Annotated in this window: 22 protein-coding genes and 1 riboswitch; of the genes, 8 read left to right on the forward strand and 14 right to left on the reverse strand. The window is 65.1% G+C overall.

From position 1 onward, the window contains the following. Positions 1–2: 2 nt before the first annotated feature. From cobU to KYK29_RS02055, 5 genes are all read right to left on the reverse strand, one after another. Entirely contained in the window at positions 3–527 is a 525-nt protein-coding gene (gene cobU, locus KYK29_RS02035) for a bifunctional adenosylcobinamide kinase/adenosylcobinamide-phosphate guanylyltransferase (RefSeq protein WP_254689181.1), read from the reverse strand. Then, on the reverse strand, positions 527–1,306 hold the full coding sequence (locus KYK29_RS02040; protein WP_254689182.1) for a CbtA family protein: 780 nt from the start codon (positions 1,304–1,306) through the stop codon (positions 527–529). Before KYK29_RS02040 ends, cobU begins: the two co-directional genes overlap by 1 nt. Positions 1,307–1,317: 11 nt before the next feature. Beyond that, the gene (locus KYK29_RS02045; RefSeq protein ID WP_254689183.1) at positions 1,318–1,494 is read right to left on the reverse strand and encodes a CbtB domain-containing protein; all 177 of its coding nucleotides are present in this window, start codon (positions 1,492–1,494) and stop codon (positions 1,318–1,320) included. Positions 1,495–1,537: 43 nt separating this feature from the next. Beyond that, positions 1,538–1,904, reverse strand: a riboswitch (cobalamin riboswitch). Positions 1,905–1,995: 91 nt separating this feature from the next. Next, positions 1,996–3,567, reverse strand: coding sequence for a peptidoglycan-binding domain-containing protein (locus KYK29_RS02050; protein WP_254689184.1), 1,572 nt, complete (start codon positions 3,565–3,567; stop codon positions 1,996–1,998). 115 nt (positions 3,568–3,682) lie between these two features. Continuing rightward, positions 3,683–5,143, reverse strand: coding sequence for a cobyric acid synthase (locus KYK29_RS02055; protein ID WP_254689185.1), 1,461 nt, complete (start codon positions 5,141–5,143; stop codon positions 3,683–3,685). 244 nt (positions 5,144–5,387) lie between these two features. Here KYK29_RS02055 and KYK29_RS02060 point away from each other — a divergent pair, with 244 nt between their 5' ends. The 4 genes from KYK29_RS02060 to bmt all read left to right on the forward strand — a co-directional run bounded on the left by KYK29_RS02060 (position 5,388) and on the right by bmt (position 9,396). Beyond that, positions 5,388–5,531 carry a hypothetical protein gene (locus KYK29_RS02060; protein WP_254689186.1) on the forward strand — a complete coding sequence of 48 codons (144 nt, stop codon included), beginning with the start codon at positions 5,388–5,390 and terminating at the stop codon, positions 5,529–5,531. A gap of 516 nt (positions 5,532–6,047) precedes the next feature. Continuing rightward, a complete protein-coding gene (locus tag KYK29_RS02065; protein ID WP_254689187.1) occupies positions 6,048–7,076 on the forward strand; it encodes a glycine betaine ABC transporter substrate-binding protein in 1,029 nt (342 codons plus the stop codon). 130 nt (positions 7,077–7,206) lie between these two features. Further along, positions 7,207–8,250, forward strand: a complete 1,044-nt coding sequence (locus KYK29_RS02070; protein WP_254689188.1) for a quaternary amine ABC transporter ATP-binding protein — start codon at positions 7,207–7,209, stop codon at positions 8,248–8,250. Between the two features lie 126 nt (positions 8,251–8,376). Beyond that, the gene (gene bmt / locus KYK29_RS02075) at positions 8,377–9,396 is read left to right on the forward strand and encodes a betaine--homocysteine S-methyltransferase (protein WP_254689189.1); all 1,020 of its coding nucleotides are present in this window, start codon (positions 8,377–8,379) and stop codon (positions 9,394–9,396) included. Between the two features lie 27 nt (positions 9,397–9,423). Here bmt and KYK29_RS02080 read toward each other — a convergent pair whose 3' ends face one another. Together KYK29_RS02080 and KYK29_RS02085 are read right to left on the reverse strand one after the other, a co-directional pair. Continuing rightward, a complete protein-coding gene (locus KYK29_RS02080; protein WP_254689190.1) occupies positions 9,424–10,557 on the reverse strand; it encodes an aminotransferase class I/II-fold pyridoxal phosphate-dependent enzyme in 1,134 nt (377 codons plus the stop codon). Next, entirely contained in the window at positions 10,554–11,192 is a 639-nt protein-coding gene (locus tag KYK29_RS02085; RefSeq protein WP_254689191.1) for a helix-turn-helix transcriptional regulator, read from the reverse strand. The genes KYK29_RS02080 and KYK29_RS02085 overlap by 4 nt, the downstream gene beginning before the upstream one ends. 129 nt (positions 11,193–11,321) lie before the next feature. On the opposite strand from KYK29_RS02085, the gene KYK29_RS02090 reads away from it, so the two are divergent. Next, entirely contained in the window at positions 11,322–11,669 is a 348-nt protein-coding gene (locus KYK29_RS02090; protein ID WP_254689192.1) for a hypothetical protein, read from the forward strand. On the opposite strand, the gene KYK29_RS02095 is transcribed toward KYK29_RS02090, so the two are convergent. Continuing rightward, a complete protein-coding gene (locus KYK29_RS02095; protein ID WP_254689193.1) occupies positions 11,654–12,541 on the reverse strand; it encodes a LysR family transcriptional regulator in 888 nt (295 codons plus the stop codon). The genes KYK29_RS02090 and KYK29_RS02095 overlap by 16 nt on opposite strands. Before the next feature lie 122 nt (positions 12,542–12,663). Between KYK29_RS02095 and KYK29_RS02100 the strand changes: the two genes are divergently transcribed. Continuing rightward, a complete protein-coding gene (locus KYK29_RS02100; RefSeq protein ID WP_254689194.1) occupies positions 12,664–12,969 on the forward strand; it encodes a hypothetical protein in 306 nt (101 codons plus the stop codon). Here the strand turns inward: KYK29_RS02100 and KYK29_RS02105 are convergent. From KYK29_RS02105 to KYK29_RS02125, 5 genes are all read right to left on the reverse strand, one after another. Next, the gene (locus KYK29_RS02105; RefSeq protein ID WP_254689195.1) at positions 12,926–14,878 is read right to left on the reverse strand and encodes a vWA domain-containing protein; all 1,953 of its coding nucleotides are present in this window, start codon (positions 14,876–14,878) and stop codon (positions 12,926–12,928) included. The genes KYK29_RS02100 and KYK29_RS02105 overlap by 44 nt on opposite strands. A gap of 5 nt (positions 14,879–14,883) precedes the next feature. After that, complete coding sequence (locus tag KYK29_RS02110) at positions 14,884–15,420, reverse strand: RNA polymerase sigma factor (protein WP_254689196.1); 537 nt, start codon at positions 15,418–15,420, stop codon at positions 14,884–14,886. A gap of 75 nt (positions 15,421–15,495) precedes the next feature. Next, complete coding sequence (locus KYK29_RS02115) at positions 15,496–16,248, reverse strand: phosphodiester glycosidase family protein (RefSeq protein ID WP_254689197.1); 753 nt, start codon at positions 16,246–16,248, stop codon at positions 15,496–15,498. 53 nt (positions 16,249–16,301) lie between these two features. Further along, positions 16,302–16,994 carry a ferredoxin gene (locus KYK29_RS02120; protein ID WP_254689198.1) on the reverse strand — a complete coding sequence of 231 codons (693 nt, stop codon included), beginning with the start codon at positions 16,992–16,994 and terminating at the stop codon, positions 16,302–16,304. Between the two features lie 107 nt (positions 16,995–17,101). Then, positions 17,102–18,673 carry a trimethylamine methyltransferase family protein gene (locus tag KYK29_RS02125; RefSeq protein ID WP_254689199.1) on the reverse strand — a complete coding sequence of 524 codons (1,572 nt, stop codon included), beginning with the start codon at positions 18,671–18,673 and terminating at the stop codon, positions 17,102–17,104. Positions 18,674–19,013: 340 nt separating this feature from the next. Here KYK29_RS02125 and KYK29_RS02130 point away from each other — a divergent pair, with 340 nt between their 5' ends. After that, positions 19,014–19,712, forward strand: a complete 699-nt coding sequence (locus KYK29_RS02130; RefSeq protein ID WP_254689200.1) for a corrinoid protein — start codon at positions 19,014–19,016, stop codon at positions 19,710–19,712. Between the two features lie 54 nt (positions 19,713–19,766). Here the strand turns inward: KYK29_RS02130 and KYK29_RS02135 are convergent, their stop codons facing one another. Continuing rightward, positions 19,767–19,925, reverse strand: a complete 159-nt coding sequence (locus KYK29_RS02135) for an entericidin domain-containing protein (RefSeq protein WP_254689201.1) — start codon at positions 19,923–19,925, stop codon at positions 19,767–19,769. Positions 19,926–19,942: 17 nt separating this feature from the next. Here KYK29_RS02135 and KYK29_RS02140 point away from each other — a divergent pair, with 17 nt between their 5' ends. Next, entirely contained in the window at positions 19,943–20,584 is a 642-nt protein-coding gene (locus tag KYK29_RS02140; protein WP_254689202.1) for a DUF1638 domain-containing protein, read from the forward strand. Positions 20,585–20,629 lie beyond the last annotated feature (45 nt).

Here is a 20,629-nt window from a genome sequence, read left to right on the forward strand (position 1 = left end):
GGTCAACCCTTCATTTTCAGCGGCAATCCGGCCGCGATGAAATAGACATCTTGTGCGAGCGCCGCCACCTGCTGGTGCAGTCGCCCGGCATGGTCGCGAAAGTCGCGCGCCATGCGGTTTTCGGGAACGATGCCGAATCCGACCTCGTTCGAAACGATGACGACCGGTCCCTCTGCGCGCTCAAGCGCTGCGTCAAGACCGGCGAAAGCCGCCGCGATATCGCGGTCCTCCAGCATCAGATTGGTGATCCAGAGCGTCAGGCAATCGATCAGAACGGCCCGGTCGGGCCGCACTGTGGCGGTAATCCGTTCCGCCAGCGCCAGGGGCTCCTCATGCGTCACCCATCCGTCGCCACGGTCGCGCCGGTGCTTCGCGATGCGGTCGCGCATCTCGTCGTCGAAGGCGCGGCCGGTGGCGATATAATGCCGCGAAAGGCCGGTCTCGACGACCAGCCTTTCGGCGAAGGCGGATTTTCCGGAACGGGCGCCGCCCAGAACGAGGACCGTCCGGGACGGCGTCATTCGCATCAGGCGTCCTTGGCGATCTTCTGGTTGGCGAAGCCCATCGACAGGCCGAGCACGATCCAGAAGAACAGCGTCGTAGCCAGCGCCGCCACGGCGAATTCCGCGCCGAGAACGGCCGGAACGTCGCTCGATATGTCGGTCGGCTGCGGCGCGCCATAGATCTGCGGCGCGGCGATCAGCACGAGACCGGCGATCTTGGCGACGATGCCCGGCTTCAGGAACAGGAGATAGAGGCCGGCCGCCGACAGAAGGACGGTGACCACCCACCAGAGCTGACGGTCGCCAAGTTCGGCCGCCGGGAAGCCCGGAAGCTCCGGCGGCAACCCGATGGCCGGCAGCAGATGCACGGCAAGCCAGCCCGCCGCCCCCCAGAGCGCGCCATTGGCCACTGTCACCGGATGGCCGGAAATCAGGCTGATGCCGGCGAGCAGCAGCGCAAAACCCGCGCCGGTGACGAGATTGGCCAGCAGCGTTCCCGAAAACCGGCTCATGCCGAACAGGATGCCGCCGTCCTCATGGTCCTCGCCCGCATGAGCATGCGCCACCGAAACCGGAGACAGATAGGCGGCGACCTGGGAAAGCGCGCTGCCGAGCGAGGAATGCTCATGCGACTGCCCCTCGGCGGCGGGCGCGGCGTCCTCGGCCGCCGGCGTCTCGTCGCCGCCTTCATATTCCTCCGCGTGGAGAATGAGCGGGACGACACGCGCTTCCTGGGCCAGCGTCATGAAGACGCCCGAAAACAACCCGGCCACCAGCGCGGCCAAGAGATATCTGACAATCATGTCGCTACTCCTTAGTGGCAGGGAAAGCCGTAAGAGTGGCGGGTGTCATGCGCCGTATCGTGCAGGACGGACGAATTTGCCAGACCCGCGCCGAACACCAGGAAGGCGCCGATGATAAGCGCGATCACGCCGGCCGTGAGCCGGTCGCTTTGCGTAAGAGAGATAGAAGACGTATTCGAAACAGCCATGACAACCTCCGTGCTGGCAGCGGGATTCCTCCCGGGCGGGCGACATGCCCTTCAGCGGATGGCAGGTTTCCTGGCTCGTGGTTTCAGGCGGTCTCACGCCTGCGGGATATTCTCGCCTTCCCGGGATCTGTTACATGACGAAAGGCGGACGATTCGTAGAAAAAGAGGCGTCCAGCCCGGCTCATCGCCATGTCCCCAGTGGCTTTTCCGCTGGCTGCGAGCCCTGCCCCGGGAAAGCACGATTGCTTCTTTCGAACGGGGCCCCCTGCCAGCCGGATGAATGTCCCTCGCCACTCTACAGTCGCGGGGTCGGCCGTGATTACGATGCCCTGCATGGGTCCATCGCGTCACATTCCCATTTACTCCCCGTTCCGTCTCCGGCCCGGGGAACCATCCAACTCATCGATGAATATGCCTCGCATGAGACGGTGTCAATGAGCCGGCAGCGGCACGGGCTTTGTCGAAACCGCCAGTCCTCGGCCTCGCCGATAACCGGACCTGTCAATAGCCAGGTATGATCACGACGCCGCCGCCGCGGTAGTATCCGCCGCCCTCGTAATAGGGATCGACCGGATAGCCGTCACGGGGACCTTCGAGGATCTCGTATCCGCGCCGGTAGCGGTTTTCCCGCGCCGTGACATATTGCGCGGCTTCGCGCAGCGCGCGGTACTGGCGGCGGCCCAGATATCCGTCGGCCCGGAAACCCGCCGACCGCTGCCAGCCGGAGATTGCCGCACGACTGCGCGGCCCGAACACCCCGTCCGCGCCGCGGGTGTCGAATCCGAGCAGCGTCAGCCAGCGCTGCGCCTGCGCGCGGCTTGCCCTGTCGAGGTAGGCTTCCCGGCTGTCCACCACCGGCCGGCGCTCGGGCGCGGGCCGCTCGGCTTGCGCCCTGTCGTCCGGTTTTGCTCTTTCGGCCAGCGCCGCGAGACGTTGACGGGCATCCTTGACAAAACGTCCCGACGGGAAGGCCCGCAGATAGGCGCGGAAATCCTCGGTCGATCCGCTCGCCACCGCCTTGCGCCAGATCTCGTCCTCGCGCTTTTCCGCAGCCGCTTCGGCCGCCTCCCCGCGATCGGCAGCACCCTTGAGGTCCTCGCCGGCAAGTTCCCGCGTTCCGGCGGCCTTCGGCTCGTCCGCAGCCTTCGCCTCCGCCTCGTCCCGGCCTTCCTGCGCCACGGCAGTTTTGCCGGCCTGGCGGGCCGCCTCATCGGCAAGGCGGGCGGCGTCAGCGGCTCTCGCCTCCGCCTCCGCTGCCGCTTTCACGGCCTCGGCCTTCAACCGTTCCGCCTCGGCGGCCTTTTCCTCGGCAAGCTTGCGGGCTTCGTCCACCTCGCGCTCCAGCCGCGCCCGATCCTCGGCCACCTGCTGCTCGGCCTCTCGGCGGGCCGCAGCCTCCTGATCGGCCCGCGCTTTTTCAGCCGCGGCGGCTTCCTCTGCCTGCCTGCGCTCGGCTTCGGCCTTGAGGCGGGCCTCCTCCTCCGTCTTCGCCTTCGCTTCCGCCGCCTCGGCCGCAGTCTTCAGGCGCGCGGCCTCCGCCGCCGCCTTCTCATCGGCAAGCTTGCGGGCGGCCGCTTCCTGTTCCGCTTTTTCGGCCTCACGCCGCAAGGCCGCTTCGGCACGCGCTTTTTCCGCCGCCTCGGCCTTCGCCTTTTCAGCCTCGGCACGTTTCTGCGCCTCGGCGTCAGCCGCCTTGCGTTCCGTTTCCGCCTTCAGCGCCGCAGGATCGCCCGCCGGTGTCTCCGTCGCGACATTCTTATCCGGTGTTTTTTCGGCGGAGGCGGCCGTGCTCTTCGCCGCCGCCTGCAATTCGGCGATCCGCAGCCGGGCCATGGAGGCGAACGTACCGGTCGGATACTGTTTCAGATAATCTTCATAGGCGGCAATGTCGGTCCCCGAGGAGACCTTCTGCCACATAGAGAATTCCGTTTCCCAGCGTTTGCCGGCATTGGCCGCCGGTTTGCCGGCGTCCTGCGCGACGCCCCATCCCGGCGCGCCCGCAAGCGAGAGGCCGAGGAGGCCCGCAAGCCCGATGCGCATCCACATCCCAGGAGCAAGACGTCCAGAACTCATTTCGTCACCCTGCCTTGAAGCCGCGCCGGTTGCGCGGACGGAGTTTCACCACTTTTCGCACCAGAATCTGGCGCAACTTTGGTGCCGCCCAGCGGGCGTCCTTCCCGAAGCCCCATCAGGGTCCGGCCAGAAGCCGTTCGAGCCAGCCACGGTCGAGCACCGTCTCCAGTTCCGCCGCAACGGCATCCAGCGCTTCATCCACGCTGCGGCGATAATCGAAGCCGCCCCCTGTCACGCCGAAATCCGACAGCAACCGCGCCCGGAAGTCGTTGCTGGAGAAAAGCCCGTGCAGATAGGTACCCATGACCCGCCCGTCCGGTGAAACCGCTCCGTCCGGCCGGCCGTCGATCATGACGGCAGGGCGCAGGGCATCCGGTCCCGTGGACCGGCCAAGATGGATCTCGTAGCCTTCCAGCGGCACGTCATAGGGCACGGATCGCGCGCGGCTGTTGCGCACGACCTTTTCCGGAGCCATCTCCGTTTCCACCGCCAGCAGCCCGAGCCCCTCGACCGTCTGCGGGCGCCCCTCGATGCCGAGCGGATCGCCGATGCGCGTTCCCAGCATCTGATAGCCGCCGCAGATACCGATCACCCGGCCGCCGCGGCGCATGTGCAGGGCGAGATCCGCATCCCAGCCGGCGGCGCGCAGATCGGCAAGGTCGGCGATGGTCGATTTCGAGCCGGGCAGGACGACAAGCCCGGCGTCCGCCGGCAGGCGCTCGCCCGGACGCACGAAGACCAGATCGACCTCCGGCTCCGCCTTCAGCGGATCGAGATCGTCGAAATTGGCGATGCGCGGCAGAAGCGGAACGGCGACCCTGAGCGCCCCTCCCGCCCCGCCGGCAAGCCGCTCCAGCACGACGGAGTCTTCCGCCGGCAGGCGCGCGGCCGGCTTCAGCCAGGGCACGACGCCGAAACAGGGCCAGCCGGTGAACCGGCCGACCGCCTCGATGCCCGCATCGAACAGACTGACGTCGCCGCGAAACTTGTTGACGAGATAGCCGGTCACCATCCGCCGGTCTTCTTCCGAAAGGATCGTATGGGTGCCGACCAGAGAGGCGATCACGCCGCCCCTGTCGATATCGCCCACGAGAACGACGGGCACGCCCGCGCGCGTCGCAAATCCCATATTGGCGATATCGCCGGCGCGAAGGTTGATCTCGGCCGGCGACCCGGCGCCTTCCACGACCACGAGGTCCGCCCCTTCCGAAACCCTGGCGAAACTGTCGAGTACGGCATCCATCAGCTTCGGCTTCAGCGCCTGATAGTCGCGCCCCCGCGCCTCACCCGCGACCTTGCCCTGCACGACGATCTGGCTGCCGGTTTCCGACTGCGGCTTGAGCAGCACGGGGTTCATATGCACCGAGGACGGCACGCGGGCGGCAAGCGATTGCAGCCATTGCGCCCGGCCGATCTCGCCGCCGTCGGCCGAAACGGCGGCATTGTTGGACATGTTCTGCGGCTTGAAGGGCCGCACCTTGAGGCCGCGATTGGCGGCGATACGGCACAGGCCCGCCACCAATACCGTTTTTCCGACATCGGAACCGGTTCCCTGCAACATGATCGTTCGTGTCATGCCCGCTCCTAACATTCCGCCGGCAGCCCGGAAAGAGCTGAAATTCCGCATTCCCGCCACATTTCACACTGCCGGGAGAATGCGAGGCCGCCCTTCCCCGCCGCAGGCCCGGCGACCTTTTGACCCCATGTCCCGTTTGCGACATCACGCGCCGGGAACAGTCGTCGTTTCCGGCATGGACGGCCCTATATCCGGCTTATCGGACGGCCGGGGCGGATGGCCCCGGAATTCAAGGAAAATGACCATGCTGTTCATCTTCAGCAAGCCCAATTTCGTCCAGATCGCCTGGAATGGCCGCGCGCCGAAAAACCAGTCGCGCGAACGCAATATCGTCATGGACGCCCCCTTTGGGCCGCTTCACGTCGTGCGCACGCGCAATATCGGCTGATCGCCTCCCGCGCCGCTGCTCCGACACGCCGCCTCTTCCGGGAGGCGGCTTTTGGCGCCTCGAACGGCAAAAGCCGTGCATCGCGAAGATGCACGGCCTGCCAATGATACGCATGGCGACTTCCGACAAAAACGCGTCGAAGCCTGGTCACCCCGGTACGCAAGACCTTTCCGGGGCGGGCGGCGGTGTCCCCCGCCGTGGGAGAACAATTAGCGGCACATCCTTACCGGACCGTTATCGAGACCTTAAGCAATGATGAATCGGCCGTATTTTTTGCAAGGTGTCCGACATTTCGAAAAACCTGCCAAACGCCGGGAAAAACCGCGAAAAATCAGCCGCGCGATCATGCTTCGGTCACAACTGCGGACAATGAAGGAACGTCGGCAGGCGGTTGATTTATCTTGAGGATCCCTTAGGCTTTCTACCGACGCAAGGGCTTTTCCGCCGGCGGCGCCCGCGCCGGCCCACAACAACGGCCCGGCGGCGCGGCAACCGGGCCCGGGAGGGCTGACCCCCATGAAGAAGCTGCTGGCTTCGGCAATTCTGGCGCTGTTTTTTTCCGGCTTCACCTCCGGCACGCAAGCGGCCGAATGCGGCACGGTGTCGATCGCCGAAATGAAATGGCCGTCGGCGGGGATCGCCGCGCATGTCGACAGAATGGTGCTCGAGGCCGGCTACGGCTGTTCCGTGACCCTGGTGTCGGGCGACACGATCCCGACCTTCGCCTCGATGAACGAGAAGGGCACGCCGGACCTTGCGCCGGAGCTCTGGGCGAACGCGGTGCGCGGGCAACTCGACAGGGCGATTTCCGAAGGCCGGTTATTGCAAATGGCGCCGATCCTTTCGGATGGCGGCATCGAGGGCTGGTGGATCCCGAAGTTCATCGCCGACGAGCATCGCAATATCCGGACGGTGGAGGACGCGCTCAAGCATCCGGAACTCTTTCCCGCGCCCGGCAATCCGGAAAAGGGCGCGGTCCATACATGCCCGCCGGACTGGAGTTGCCGCGCGGCGACCGACAATCTGTTTCATGCCCTCAACGGTACGGCGGCCGGATTCGACCTGATAAGCCCCGCCACACCCGCCGAATTCGACAATTCGATCGTCCACGCCTTCGAGGCGAAAACCGGATGGCTCGGCTATTACTGGGCGCCGACGGCGCTTCTCGGCAAATATGAAATGGTCAAGCTTTCCTTCGGCGTCGGCCACGACCGGATGGAATGGGAGCGCTGCACCGCCATTGCCGACTGCCCCGACCCGAAAGTGAATTCCTATCCGATTTCCGACGTCTTCACCGTCGTCACCAAACGCTTCTCGCAGAAGGCCGCCGTGACGATGGATTACATGAAGGTGCGCAAATGGGATAATGCCACCATCGGCAAAGTCATGGCCTGGATGGACGAAAACGGCGCCACGACCGAGGAGGCCGCCCGTCACTTTTTCGAGACCTATCCCGACCTCTGGCGAACCTGGGTAACGCCGGACGTCGCCGCCCGCATCAAGGCGGCGCTGGACGAGGGAGGAAAAAAGCAGGGAACCGAATAGCTCCTGAACGTCGAAAAAGTCGCAAACAGTCAAATATTTTCCCCCCGCTCATGCGATGAAGGAACGGCGCGGCGGCGGGACAAAGCATAAAGACAACGGAACAATGCTGCCGAAGCATGGGAGGGAACATATGGTCAGTCACGCAATCGAGGTGCGCAACCTCTACAAGATCTTCGGCCCCCGCAGCGCCGATTATGTCGATGCCGTCAAGAGCGGCATGAGCAAGGCCGAACTGAACCAGAAACACGGGCATGTGCTCGGCCTCAGCGACATCAACATCTCGATGCCCGCCGGCGGCATCATGGTGGTCATGGGCCTTTCCGGATCGGGTAAATCGACCCTCATCCGCCACATCAACCGGTTGATCGACCCGACGGCGGGCGAAGTGCTCTACGATGGCGTCGACGTCTGCCGGATGAACGAAAAGGACCTGCGCCAGTTCCGCCGCCACAAGACGGCGATGGTCTTCCAGAAATTCGCGCTGCTGCCGCATCGCACGGTTCTGGAAAACACCGTCTACGGCCTGGAGGTTCAGGGCGTTCAGTCCGCCGAGCGTGAAAAGCGTGCGCATCAGTGGATCGATCGGGTCGGCCTCGCCGGTTTCGAGAACCACTATCCGAACCAGCTTTCAGGCGGCATGCAGCAACGCGTCGGCCTCGCGCGCGCGCTGACCAACGATGCCGACATCCTGCTGATGGACGAGGCCTTTTCCGCGCTCGACCCGCTGATTCGCGTCGACATGCAGACCGTGCTTCTCGACCTGCAAAAGGAGCTGAAGAAGACCATCGTCTTCATCACCCACGATCTCGACGAGGCGCTGCGGCTCGGCGACAAGATCGCCATCCTGCGCGACGGTCTGGTGGTTCAGCAGGGAACCGGGCAGGAGATCGTGCTGAATCCCGCCGACGAATATATCACCGCCTTCGTCAAGGAGGTGAACCGCGGCCGGGTGGTGAATATCGAAACCATCATGTCGCCGCCGGCCGGCGAGCCGGAGGGCCTGGCCATCCCGCGCGGCACCGTGCTCGAAAGCGTCGCGCGGCAGATGACGGAGGCCCATCAGACCAAGGCTCACGTCGTCGACGAGGCGAACCGTCCGATCGGCGCGGTGACGCTCAGCACCGTCATCGCCGGCATGGTGTCCCCCATCGGCCACGAACAGACCGCGGCCTGAGGGGCCGCTCCGCCGTCCTTTCCGGGCGCAACGTTCCGCATGCTGCCGGTCGCCCGGATCCGGCCGGCAAAACGTTGCAATCGCATAAGGAAAGCTTTATATGCGGGGAAAACAAAGGATACGCTCATGACCGCGACGAACCCGCTTGCCCGGCTTCTGGCCGAAAAGCCTTTCCTGCTGGCCGATGGCGCGACGGGAACATCGCTTTTCGCCATGGGACTGGAGGCCGGGGAAGCGCCGGAACTGTGGAACGAGAGCCGTCCGGAAAACATCACCAAGCTGCATCAGGATTTCGTCGACGCCGGCGCGGACATCATCCTGACGAACACCTTCGGCGGCACCCGCCACCGCCTCAAGCTGCACCGGGCCGAGGACCGCGTCTTCGATCTCAACCGCCGCGCCGCCGAGATCGCCCGTGCGGTCGCGGACAAGGCTTCGCGCACCGTCATCGTCGCCGGATCGGTCGGCCCGACCGGAGAATTGCTGATTCCGCTGGGCGCGCTGACATATGAGGACGCCGTATCGGCCTTTGCCGAACAGATGGAAGGCCTGAAGGCCGGTGGCGCCGACGTCGCCTGGATCGAGACCATGTCGTCGCCCGAGGAAATCCGGGCCGCCGCCGAGGCCGCCGTCAAGGTCGGCCTGCCCTTCGTCTATACGGGTTCCTTCGATACGGCCGGCAAGACGATGATGGGCCTGCATCCGAAGGATATCCATGCCGTCGCCGGCGATATCGGCGAAGGGCCGCTTGCCGTCGGCGCGAATTGCGGCGTCGGCGCGTCCGATATCCTTTCCTCGCTGCTCGACATGACCGGCGCGGATCCCGCCGCGACCGTCGTCGTGAAAGGAAACTGCGGCATTCCCGAATATCGCGGCGCGGTAATCCATTATTCCGGCACGCCGCCGCTGATGGCGGAATACGCGCGGCTCGCCCGCGACGCCGGCGCACGCATCATCGGCGGCTGCTGCGGCACGTCCTGCGAACATCTCGCCGCCATGCGCCAGGCACTCGACTCCCATGAACCGCGGCCCCGGCCGACGCTGGAGGCGATCATCGGGACGATCGGCCCGATGCGCAACAAGACCGCGGCCGAAAGCGCGGCCCAGCCCACCCGCGAACGCGGCGGCCGCCGGCGCCCGGCATAATCTGCGAAAACAGCGAGAAATTCGTCCTCACCTGCCGTCGAGATAGTCCCGCCAGGCGGCAAGGCCCGGCTCGATGTTTCGACGGCCGAAGCCGACACGGAACCGGTCCATCGGCACCGGCAGCAGGTCGGAGAGATAGAGGCTTGCCGGCAGCAGGAGAACGCCCTTCTCCTCCACCAGCCGGCGGCAGTGCTCCTCCACGCCATCCGCCCCCTTGTAGCGTGCAAAGGCGACACAGCCGCCATCGGGCGCCGACCAGTCGTAAAGATCCGGATAGGCGGCAAAGAAAGCCCCGAGCTTCTCGAGGTTTTCCGCGCAGAGCGCGCGATTGCGGTCAAGGATCGTCTCACGCCCCTTGAGCGCAATGCCGGCCAGCACCTCGGACGGGGCGGCGTTGCAGATCGAAAGATAGTGTTTCATCTTTTCCATCCGCGCGAGAAGCGCATGATCGCGGCTGGCGATCCAGCCGATGCGCAGGCCCGGCAGACCATAGGCCTTGGACATGACGTTAAGCGACACGCCGCGCTCGTAAAGCTCGGCGGCCTGCGGCAGCCGGCGCGCCGCATCCCGTTCCAGCCCGCGATAAACCTCGTCGGAAAACAGATGGATGCCGCGGTGAGCGCAAAGATCGACGATCTGCCGGAAAACCGCCTGATCGGCGATCACTCCGGTGGGATTGTTCGGGAAATTGACGGCGACGACCTTCGTTTCCGGCCGAAGCGCCGCACGCAGATCATCGGGATCGGGCTGCCAGCGGTTTTCGGGCCGCAGCGCCACGCCCGTCACCTGACCGGAAATGGCCACTGGCATGGTTTCCATCGACTGGTAGTTGGGGACGGTGACCACCGCATGGTCGCCCGGACCGAGCAGCGCCAGCATGGCGCAATAAAGCCCCTCCTCCGCGCCCGCGAAGGTCAGGATATCGGCTGCGGAAAGGCCGTCGTAGGTATCCGCGATGATGTCGCGCAGCGACGGCGCGCCCCAGGTCTGCGTGTAGCCGAGCGCCAGACGATCCCACGCCTCGCGGTCCTCCGGCCCGGCGAGCGACAATAGCTCGGCCATGGTCATGGTCTCGGCATCGCTCGCCGTCATATGATGACGCGCCTGGAACTCCCAGCGCGAAAAATGGGTTTCGAGGCGGAAATCCGGCAATAGGGTCACGGCGTCCTGTCCTTATCGTTCATGCGCCGGGCATCGGCGAGATAATTGTAGATGGAGGCGCGGGATACCCCGAGAAGCGCCGCCAGATGATCGACCGCATTCCGGGTATGGAAAAGGCCACGCGTATCGAGCGCCGCGGTCAACGCCACCCGATCATCGCGCCGCAACCCCGGCAGGGAAAGCCCTTCCGCCCGCAGCCAGACATGAACCGCATCATCGATCGCCGCGCGCCAGTCGCCGGAAAAGAGTAAAGCCGGACGGGGCGCGGGCGCTCCGACGAAGGCGGCAAGTAACGCCGCCGCCGCATCGAAGCGCGAAACATCGAGATTGATGCAGAGAAGGCCAACCGGCTGTTCCGTCCCATCCCGCAGGACAGCGGTCACCGACTTGATCTTCCGGCCGTCGGCCTCCGTTTTCTCATAGGGGCCGAGGACGGCGGACGCGCCCGTGAAATCGGGCTCCACGAGCGATTCCATACCGGGCTTGCGGCCGGAAAAGGCGTTCCACAGCCCGGCAATCCTGCCGGTCGCCAGATCGTGCAGCACCACCTCGCCATGGGGATCGAGAAGCGCGGCAACGGCTGCGGCGGTGGCCCCGTGGACCTTCAGTAGGGATTCGGAAGTCTTGCTCGTCATTCTGGATAATTCATCCAGAATTATACTTATTGTCAATATTGAAATGAAGCCTTCCAACACCTTCCCCGGGTTGCCGACAGCGGGCGGGCGCTTTATCCAGAGTGGTGACGATTCTTGACGGAGGTGGAGATGAACGCGGAACCCGTCGCCTTCCCGGATCGGGGCACCGTTGCCGACCGGCTGGCCCGCCTCGATGAAAGCGACCGCGCCTGGCTGGAACTGCTGATGGAAAATCCACCGCAGGACGAGGCCTTTCTGGAAGGCATGCACCATGCCCTCGACCGCGCGGCGACGGCGCGCTTCCTCAATTCCCTGAAACTGGAAAAACTCGGGGAATGGCTGGGGGCCGTCGCTCCGACACGGCTGCAAATCCGGCTCACGGAAATCGCCCGATCCAGCCAGCACCCCGCCTATGCGGCATTGCGCGCCGGCCTTTCCCGCTCCGGCGGGCTCGAAAAAGCCTATCCAAGCGCCTGAACCGGTTCGGCCGGCGCAAGCGGCGCGAAGGCTTTGCGGATCACGTCGACCAGCCCGTCGATGGCGGGTCCGCCGCGCCGGGGATTGCGCTTCAGCACGACCTGCGAGGTATCGATCTGCGAGAAACCGTCCTCGATCGTCAGTTCGCGCGTGCCCGGCGGCAGCGTGCTGCGCGACAGGGGCGCGATGGCCAGCCCGCTCGTGATGGCGGACCGCAGGCCCCCGCTCGTATCGCAGGTATAGGCGATACGCCAGGGAATGGCGTGCAGGTCGAGCGAGCGCAATGCGAAGTCGCGACACCAGCTTGAGCGCCAGTAGACAGCGACCGGCACGGGGCGTTCGAGATAGCGGTCATGGCTGACCGACGTGACCCAGACGGTTGGATCGATGGCGAGCAGTTCGCCGGAGACGCCCTCACGCCAGTCGAAGATGACGGCCAGATCGAGCTTGCCTGCCTCCAGCGCCTCCATCTGCTGGGCGGTATAGCCGCACATGACCGTGACTTCCGTCGCCGGATGGGTTTCGGAAAAGGCGGCCAGCGCGCGCGGCAGGATCGTCTGGCTGTATTCCTCCGGGATACCCACCCGCACAGGCCCGTCGAGGGGCTTCATCCGCATCGCCGCCGTCGTCTCGTCGACGAGCCCGACGATACGCCGCGCATAAGGCAGCAGCCGCTGCCCCTCCATCGTCAGCGACACGCCGCGCGGCCCGCGTTCGAACAGCGGCGTGCCGACCGATTCCTCCAGTTTGCGGATCTGCATGCTGACGGCCGACTGGGTGCGGCCGAGCGTATCGGCGGCGCGCGTCACATTCTCCGCCTGGGCCACGGTGGCGAAGATCCGCAGAAGATCGCTTTCAAGGGGAGGGAACATATTGCCATCTCTTTTTCTGATGGCAGCCATAATCGCTATTCGTTTGTCAAATGTCCATGGCTTTGCTTGGCTGGTGGCAGCAAACAGGAAAGGCGACGGTCATGGGTGTTCCCGGACATTGGATGCAGACAATCGGAAAGGCCGCGAAACGGCTCCGCCAGCAACGGGCGGAGCGTCAGGCGATGCGATCCGTTCTCTCGCGCGACAGCGCCCGCCTGCTGCGCGACGTCGGGCTTGAGGCCGGGGAGCCGTTGCCGCTCGCCGTCCTTTCACGGCCAGGCGCAACGGCCACGCCACACCCGCTGGCGCAGGAGGAAAACGGGGCGACGGAGCATCGCGCGCTGGCGGACAAGCAGCGCGACGCCCGTATCCTGCCCTTCCCGACTATTGCGCTGCTTCCTCCGCAAGACCGGCGGCGAGCCGGGTGAGCGTCAGGAATTCCGCGCGGTAGCCGAAAGGATCGTTACCCCGCGCCGCCTCGGCCAGCCCGAGGATCGATCCATAGGCATAATCCTGAAGGGCGGGCACGCCCTTCAGTTTCTGCCCGAAGGCGGCGACAGCCACCGAAAAACGCACATCCTGCGGAACGCTGTCCGGATCGGCAACCACGTCGGCGTCGGTCACCGGCAGGGTGGAAAGCTCGCTGCGTTCGGCATCCGGCTTTTTCCAGCTCAGCTTGAGAAAGGCGAGTTCCGAACGGTCGGCCGGGGCCGCCGCCCCCTCCGCCTTGTCGGCGTAGCGCAGCGGATCGTTGAGGACGGCGGGGCTACCCTTGGGGGTGATCTCGTAAATCGCCGTCACGCGATGGCCGGATCCGATATCGCCGGCGTCCACCCGGTCGTCGTTGAAATCCTCGCGATTGAGCGCCCGCGTCTCATAACCGATCAACCGGTATTCCGCGATGCGCGCGGGATTGAACTCGATCTGGAACTTCACGTCGCTGGCGATGGGAAAGAGCGTCGAACCCGCCTCTTCCACCAGCGTCTTCTCCGCCTCGGCCAGCGTATCGATATAGGCGGCCGTGCCGTTGCCGTTCTGCGCCAGAGCCTGCATCGCGCCGTCGTTGTAATTGCCCCGGCCGAAGCCGAGCACCGAGAGGAAGATGCCCTGCCGGCGCTTCGCCTCGATCAGCGCCTTCAGGTCTTCGTCGCTCGACGGCCCGATGTTGAAATCGCCGTCCGTCGCCAGCATCACCCGGTTGACGCCGTCCTTGCGGAAGGCTTTGGCGGCCAGCGCATAGGCCGCCTCGATACCGCCGGCGCCCGCCGTCGAGCCGCCCGGCCGCAGACCATCAATGGCGGCGAGGATCGCTGCCCGGTCCTTCGCGGCAGTCGGCTCCAGAATCGTTCCCGCCTCCCCGGCATAGGTGACGATGGACACGGTGTCGCTGTCCTTCAGCTTGCCGACCAGCAGGCGGAAGGCGCTCTTCAGAAGCGGCAATTTGTCCGGCTGATCCATCGAACCGGAAACATCGATGAGAAACACCAGATTGGCCGCAGGCTGCCTGTCCGGCGTGGCTTCAAAGCCCTTGATGCCGATATGCAGCAGTTCCGTATCCTTGTTCCAGGGCGTCGGCATGACGGTGACGGCGGCGTGGAAGGGTATTTCCGCCGTGTCCGGCCCCTTCCAGTCGTAAGGGAAGTAATTCACCATTTCCTCGACACGCACCGCGTCGCGATCCGGCAGACTGCCGGCCAGCAGAGACCGGCGGACATAGGAATAGGAGGCGGTGTCGACATCCGCGGAGAAGGTCGAGACCGGGTCGCTGGCCACGCTTTTCACCGGGTTGGGGTCGGCCGCGGTGAAGCGTTCGCGGTCTTCCCGCTGCGGCAGCGGGCGCGCCATCTCCGGCGCCTCGCGCGTCAGGGAAAGAGCGTTGCGCGCCGCATGATGCGCTTGCGGCACGGCGCCGCCGAGTGCGGCAACCCCATCCTGCCGTGCGGGCAGCGTCAACATCCGCCGGCCCTCTGCGGCCGGCGGCGCGGAGGCCATGGTTTCCGCCGCAGGCGCGCCGGCGATCGTATCGGCGGGCGCGGGCGTCGACAGAGAGATCGGACCGCTGCGCATCAGCTCATAGGTGAGAAGGCCGGCGGCCGGCACGACAAGAAGCGTGGCCAACGCCGATCCGGCGAGAAATCTGCGGTTCATGACAGGGCTCCATATCCGGTTGAACATGGCGCTTCGACGTCCGCCGGCGGTCGATCCTTGGGGCGAATGGAGATTTTCCTGGTCCGCGTCGAAAGCCTGCATGGCCGCGGAGAGCGCACGGGCGCGTGCATCGGCGTCGGGAGCCGGCGGGCGGCGGGCGGCGAGTTTCTCGAAATCGGCATCGGTCATCGTCTTCATCCTTCCGTCACGGACGCACCGGCACGAAGCAGCACCTTCAGGCGTTTTCGGGCTTCGTGCACATGCCAGGACATCGTGGTTTCGGCGCAGCCCAGCACCTCGGCTGCGGCCGCGTGGGTCAGTCCCTCGCCATAGATCAGCAGAACCGCGTCGCGCTGCCGGTCCGGCAGTTGCCCGACAGCAAGCCACAGCGCCTCGCCGCCGTCGTCTTCCGCCTCGCCGGCCGAAAGCGTCGTCTGCTCGCGCAGCCATGCCGCATCGCGCCCTTGCGCCCGGCGGCGCTGGCGCAACTGGTCGCGCGCGGCGTTCAGGGTAATCGCGTAGATCCAGGTGGTGAAGCGGCTCGTCCCCTTGAAGCCGCGGATGGCCGACGCCAGACGGATGCAGACCTCCTGCGCGACATCTTCCGCATCCTGCCGATTCCCGCACCACCGCCAGGCGACGGCATGGATGAAATCATAGCGGCTTTCGACGAGACGGGCGAAAGCCGCCCTGTCACCCGACGCCGCCTTTTCCACGAGTTCTGTTTCCAAGAGCCCATTCCGGTTGCATGTATTCCGTTCTCGGACGTCACCCGCATCGTAATCCTTGGGGCAGTCCCCGAAAAATTACCAGGGCAGGCCGCGCACCACGGCGATGATCGTTCCCATGACGGCAAGACGATCGCGCCGGCGCACCTCAGGCGAATATAGGCTGGAAATACTGCCATCGAGGAAAAGCGCGTCACGGCAACCGAGCCGGTCGCGGAAAAGCGTCGCAAAATCATGAAAACGCACGCGATTCTTCGAAATCACAAAGGCGACCCGCCCGTCGGGCAGGATTCCGACGCCATTGCGGATTTGCAGGCTGGTGCCATCGGGCAGGAATTTCGGATGGATCGCCCCGTCGATCACCAGCATCGGGCCGGACTGCGTCGCGGCGTGCGGCGCAAGCGCGGCCTTCTCATAGGCCTGCGTTTCCATCACCCCGGCCCTGCCGTCGCCGACCCAGAACACGCCGTTCGGCTTCAGAAAGAAGTTGCCGGCCGCCGCCGCCCGATTGAGCGCGCCGATCTCCCGCCCCTGCTCGACCAGGAGGCCAACCGGCCCATAGCCGGGGTGATACATGCCGCCGTTCATGGCGAAGGTGGTATATTCGCCGTTTCGCAGCAGATGCGTATTGAGCCGGTCATAGGTGGCACCGCCGCCGCCAAGCGTCGCCGCACCATAAAGCCGGATGTCGTCGACGGCGGGGTCGAAGGTGCAGACGAGATAACGGCCGGAAAGATGCTCGATCGGCGCGCATTTGGGCGGCTCGGCCATGGCGTCACGCGGGCCGGCGAGAAGGAGAAGGACGACAAAGGCAACCGGCAGGCATCGCATTCAGACCGCTTCTTTCCCGAATGCGCCGATTTTAGGGGGAAGCCGCGGCAAAATCAAAGCGACAGCGCCGCCATGTGGAAACGCAACTGGTCACCGCCATAGCGATAGTCCGCACCGACCGGACAGGCGGCGCGGGCAAGACAGCCGGCGATCATGCAATCCGCCTGTCCCCGAACGCCGCGCAGATGATCGCGGCAGGCCGCGACATCGAAGCCGCCCGCCCGCACCGCGCCGGCCGGACAGGTCGAAAGACAGGGCTTTTCCACGCAGGCTTCACAAGGATGCGGTCCCGCCGGCTCCGAAGCGGCCTCCAGCCGGTCTTCGAACCCCAGCGCACCACGATAGCCGTGCCAGAGGCCGTAGACCGGATGGATGAGAATGCCGAGCGGTGACGGGCGCAGCCCTTCCGCCCGCATCGCCCATCGCTGGAAAGGCTGCCAGGGCGGGTCGGATGGGAACCAGGCCGTCGCGTCGAGCCGTGCCGCCAGCGGCCGGATTACCGTCTTCGACCAGTCGTCGAGCGGATTTTCCCCGCCGTCATCGGCACGCCCGCGCCGCCACTGCCGAAAGGCCGGCCACATCGATCCGCCGATATTGCCGATGAGCGCAACGCTTGCGGCGGGACGCCCGCAAGCAAGGCGCGGCGCATCGGCGGCCCCGTCGAAAGCCACGACGCCACGCAAAAAAAGTCCGTGCGGCGCAAGAGCCGCACGGACTGTCTCGATATCGGGGCGACCGTCCGTCACCGGGTCGGATCCCCCTTCAGTTCATAATGCGGGCGCCAGACCTCCTTCTGGATCATGTCGGCCACCCGCGCCGCTCCGCCTTGCTCCCTGGCGCGATCGGGACCCTTTCAAGTGAAGGCGTCGGGCATCGACTCCTTGCGCCTGGCGATGAAGTCGAGGAGCGCCTCGTCGATCGCCGGGTCGAGATGCGGCGCCTCGTAGCTTTCCAGCCAGGTGCGGCAGAGGGCGTTGGCGCGCTCCTCGATACGCTTCGAGCCTTCGATCTCCCACTGCTCGAACGAGTTGTTGTCGGCAAGCGGCGAGCGATAGAAGGCGGTCTGGAAATTGGCCTGCGTGTGGGCGCAGCCGAGATAGTGGCTGCCGGGACCGACTTCGCGGATGGCGTCCAGCGCCTGCGCGTTTTCCGAAAGATCCACGCCCTCCGCCATCTTCTGCATCATGCCGAGCTGGTCCTGGTCGATCATGAACTTCTCGTAGGACGAGACGAGGCCGCCTTCCAGCCATCCCGCCGCATGAAGCACGAAGTTCGTGCCCGCAAGCAGCGTCATGTTGATCGTATTGGCCGACTCGTGCGCCGCCTGCGCGTCCGGCACCTTGGAGCCGCAGAGCGATCCGCCGGTTCTGAACGGCAGGCCGAGGCGGCGGGCGAGCTGCGCCGCGCCATAGGAGACGAGCGACGGCTCCGGCGTGCCGAAGGTCGGCGCGCCCGACTGCATGGAGATCGAGGCGGCGAAGGTGCCGAACAGCACCGGCGCGCCCTTGCGGATCAGCTGGGTGAAGGAGGCTCCGGCGAGAACCTCGGCAAGGATCTGCGTCAGCGTGCCGGTTACCGTGACCGGGCTCATCGCGCCCGACAGGATGAACGGCGAGACGACGCAGGCCTGATTGTGACGGGCGTAGACCTTCAGCGCGCCCACCATGGTCTCGTCGAAGACCATCGGCGAATTGGCGTTGATGAGGTTCAGCGTCACCGTATTCTGCTCGACGAAGTCATCCCCGAAGACGAGCTTCGCCATGGCGATCGTGTCCTCGGCGCGTTCCGGCGCGGTGACCGAGCCCATGAACGGCTTGTCGGAATATTTGATGTGGCTGTAGATCATGTCCAGATGGCGCTTGTTCACCGGCACATCCACCGGCTCGCAGACCGTGCCGCCGGAAGAATGCATGGACGGCGCCATATAGGCGAGCTTCACGAAATTGCGGAAGTCCTCGATCGTCGCATAACGACGGTTGCCTTCGAGATCGCGCACGAAGGGCGGGCCATAGACCGGCGCGAAGACGGTGGCCTTGCCGCCGATATGGCAATTGCGGTCGCCGTTGCGGGCGTGCCAGGTGAAATCGGAAGGCGCGGTCTTCAGCAGTTCCCGACAAAGCCCCTTGGGGAAATGCACCCGCTCGCCCCGAACGTCCGCGCCGGCGTCCTTCCACAAGGCAAGCGCCTCGGGATCCTCGCGGAATTCGATGCCGATCTCCTCCAGGATACGATCGGCATTGGCCTCGATGAGGTGAAGACCCTCGTCGTCGAGAACCTCGTACTCCCTGATCTTGCGCTGGATATAGGGCAAGGACGGCCCCGGACCGCCGCCGGTGCGCGACGCGCGCCTTGCAGCGGCGCCCCGCCCCTCGCGCGAGCGGCGCCCGCCACCCTCCCCTTCAACCTGCCGGATTTCCTCATTCATGATGCGCGTTTCCTCATTGTCGCCAGTGTCTTCGGACACCCTGTCTTATGCTAGCAAGCCGCCGGAACAGGGCGGGTCTTTATGCGCCAAGCGATGGCGCACGCTGGATACCGTCCATACAGGCCAGCATAGCCCCGAAACGGCCGCGCTCGTAGCCGTCTTCCATATGTTTGCACTGTCAATTCACGGCTTTGCGGGTTATGCATGGGAAGGTGGCGACGGGTCGCTTTCATCATCGGCGACGTCGCATTCAAAAGGGAGGGCGGTGCCGGTTGAAGGGTATCAATGATACGACACGCCTGCCGAACGCCGCAGCGCCGATGGAGCCGAGGAACCAACCATGTCTGACGATGAAATCATTCTCGCCGATCTCTCCGACGAAGAGCTCGTGCAGCAGATGCATGACGACCTTTACGACGGCCTGAAGGAAGAAATCGAAGAAGGCACCAATATCCTGCTCGAACGGGGCTGGATCCCCTACGATGTGCTGACGCAGGCGCTCGTCGAGGGCATGCGCATCGTCGGCATCGATTTCCGCGACGGCATCCTCTTCGTGCCGGAGGTGCTGCTTTCGGCCAATGCGATGAAGGCCGGCATGGCCATCCTGCGCCCGCTTCTGGCCGCCACCGGCGCCCCCAAGCAGGGCAAGATGGTCATCGGCACCGTCAAGGGCGACATCCACGACATCGGCAAGAACCTCGTCGGCATGATGATGGAGGGCGCCGGCTTCGACGTGATCGACCTCGGCATCAACAATCCGGTCGAAAACTATCTGGAAGCCCTGGAGCGTGAACAGCCCGACATCCTCGGCATGTCCGCGCTGCTCACCACCACCATGCCCTATATGAAGGTCGTCATCGACACGATGAAGGAAAAGGGCCTGCGGGACGACTATATCGTCCTGGTCGGCGGTGCGCCGCTCAACGAGGAATTCGGCAAGGCGGTGGGCGCCGACGCCTATTGTCGCGACGCGGCGGTCGCCGTGGAGACGGCGAAGGAATTCATCAAGCGCAAGCACAACATGCTTGCCGGCGCCTGAGCGTTCTTGAAGATCCCACACGGCGCGACCCTGCGCCGTGTGGAAGCAATGCTGCTATTCGGCAGCCCGCGAGACCCGGTTTCCGGCATCTTGCGTAGCATCGACGGCATTGGCCGTATCCTGACCCATGCCGCGGATGGTGTTGCCGCAGGCGCTCAGCGCCAGAAGCGCGGCGAAAACAATGCCGATACGGGAAATCTGTGTCGCGATCATGGTCGGGAGTCCTCTTCATGGATAAGATTGAAACGCAGGCCGGGCAAAATATCCCCATCGATCAACGCGCGAAAGCGGAAAAAGTTCGCATCATCGCCTGCGGCGCGATCGCCCGCGAGATCGTCGCCATCCGGGAGGCGAATGGCCTCGACCATATCGACCTTCAGTGTCTTCCCGCCATCTGGCACGCCCACCCGCAAAAAATCACCCCCGGCGTCGAACAGGCGATCGCGGAGGCGCGCGCCGAGGGATATTCGCGCATCTTCGTCGGCTATGCCGATTGCGGCACGGGCGGCCTGCTCGACAGGCTCTGCGAGCGGGAGGGCGTCGAGCGCATCGCCGGTCCGCACTGTTACTCCTTCTTTGTCGGCAACGAGGCCTTCGCCGCGAAGGACGACGACGTGACGGCCTTCTTCCTGACCGATTTCCTCGCCCGCCAGTTCCACTCTTTCGTCATCGAGCCGCTGGGGCTCGACCGCCATCCGGAACTGAAGGAAATGTATTTCGGCAATTACACCCGCCTCGTCTATCTCTCGCAGGTCGAGGATGAAGCCCTGCAACGCAAGGCGCGCGAAGCGGCCGACTACCTCGGCCTCGTCTACGAATATCGCTATACGGGCTATGGCGACCTTACGGCCGAACTGCTAAGCGCCCGCTAAGGTTTTTCAGCCGCATCGGGCCGGATCGTCATCGAGACGACGGGC

It is taken from the genome of Shinella daejeonensis (assembly GCF_024281235.1).
GTDB lineage: Bacteria > Pseudomonadota > Alphaproteobacteria > Rhizobiales > Rhizobiaceae > Shinella > Shinella daejeonensis.

What these genes read in the sequence shown, in the direction of transcription:
- cobU (WP_254689181.1), bottom strand. Translation starts at nt 527, where the DNA reads ATGCGAATGACGCCGTCCCGGACGGTCCTCGTTCTGGGCGGCGCCCGT.
- KYK29_RS02040 (WP_254689182.1), bottom strand. Translation starts at nt 1,306, where the DNA reads ATGATTGTCAGATATCTCTTGGCCGCGCTGGTGGCCGGGTTGTTTTCG.
- KYK29_RS02045 (WP_254689183.1), bottom strand. Translation starts at nt 1,494, where the DNA reads ATGGCTGTTTCGAATACGTCTTCTATCTCTCTTACGCAAAGCGACCGG.
- KYK29_RS02050 (WP_254689184.1), bottom strand. Translation starts at nt 3,567, where the DNA reads ATGAGTTCTGGACGTCTTGCTCCTGGGATGTGGATGCGCATCGGGCTT.
- KYK29_RS02055 (WP_254689185.1), bottom strand. Translation starts at nt 5,143, where the DNA reads ATGACACGAACGATCATGTTGCAGGGAACCGGTTCCGATGTCGGAAAA.
- KYK29_RS02060 (WP_254689186.1), top strand. Translation starts at nt 5,388, where the DNA reads ATGCTGTTCATCTTCAGCAAGCCCAATTTCGTCCAGATCGCCTGGAAT.
- KYK29_RS02065 (WP_254689187.1), top strand. Translation starts at nt 6,048, where the DNA reads ATGAAGAAGCTGCTGGCTTCGGCAATTCTGGCGCTGTTTTTTTCCGGC.
- KYK29_RS02070 (WP_254689188.1), top strand. Translation starts at nt 7,207, where the DNA reads ATGGTCAGTCACGCAATCGAGGTGCGCAACCTCTACAAGATCTTCGGC.
- bmt (WP_254689189.1), top strand. Translation starts at nt 8,377, where the DNA reads ATGACCGCGACGAACCCGCTTGCCCGGCTTCTGGCCGAAAAGCCTTTC.
- KYK29_RS02085 (WP_254689191.1), bottom strand. Translation starts at nt 11,192, where the DNA reads ATGACGAGCAAGACTTCCGAATCCCTACTGAAGGTCCACGGGGCCACC.
- KYK29_RS02090 (WP_254689192.1), top strand. Translation starts at nt 11,322, where the DNA reads ATGAACGCGGAACCCGTCGCCTTCCCGGATCGGGGCACCGTTGCCGAC.
- KYK29_RS02095 (WP_254689193.1), bottom strand. Translation starts at nt 12,541, where the DNA reads ATGTTCCCTCCCCTTGAAAGCGATCTTCTGCGGATCTTCGCCACCGTG.
- KYK29_RS02100 (WP_254689194.1), top strand. Translation starts at nt 12,664, where the DNA reads ATGCAGACAATCGGAAAGGCCGCGAAACGGCTCCGCCAGCAACGGGCG.
- KYK29_RS02105 (WP_254689195.1), bottom strand. Translation starts at nt 14,878, where the DNA reads ATGACCGATGCCGATTTCGAGAAACTCGCCGCCCGCCGCCCGCCGGCT.
- KYK29_RS02115 (WP_254689197.1), bottom strand. Translation starts at nt 16,248, where the DNA reads ATGCGATGCCTGCCGGTTGCCTTTGTCGTCCTTCTCCTTCTCGCCGGC.
- KYK29_RS02125 (WP_254689199.1), bottom strand. Translation starts at nt 18,673, where the DNA reads ATGAATGAGGAAATCCGGCAGGTTGAAGGGGAGGGTGGCGGGCGCCGC.
- KYK29_RS02130 (WP_254689200.1), top strand. Translation starts at nt 19,014, where the DNA reads ATGTCTGACGATGAAATCATTCTCGCCGATCTCTCCGACGAAGAGCTC.
- KYK29_RS02135 (WP_254689201.1), bottom strand. Translation starts at nt 19,925, where the DNA reads ATGATCGCGACACAGATTTCCCGTATCGGCATTGTTTTCGCCGCGCTT.
- KYK29_RS02140 (WP_254689202.1), top strand. Translation starts at nt 19,943, where the DNA reads ATGGATAAGATTGAAACGCAGGCCGGGCAAAATATCCCCATCGATCAA.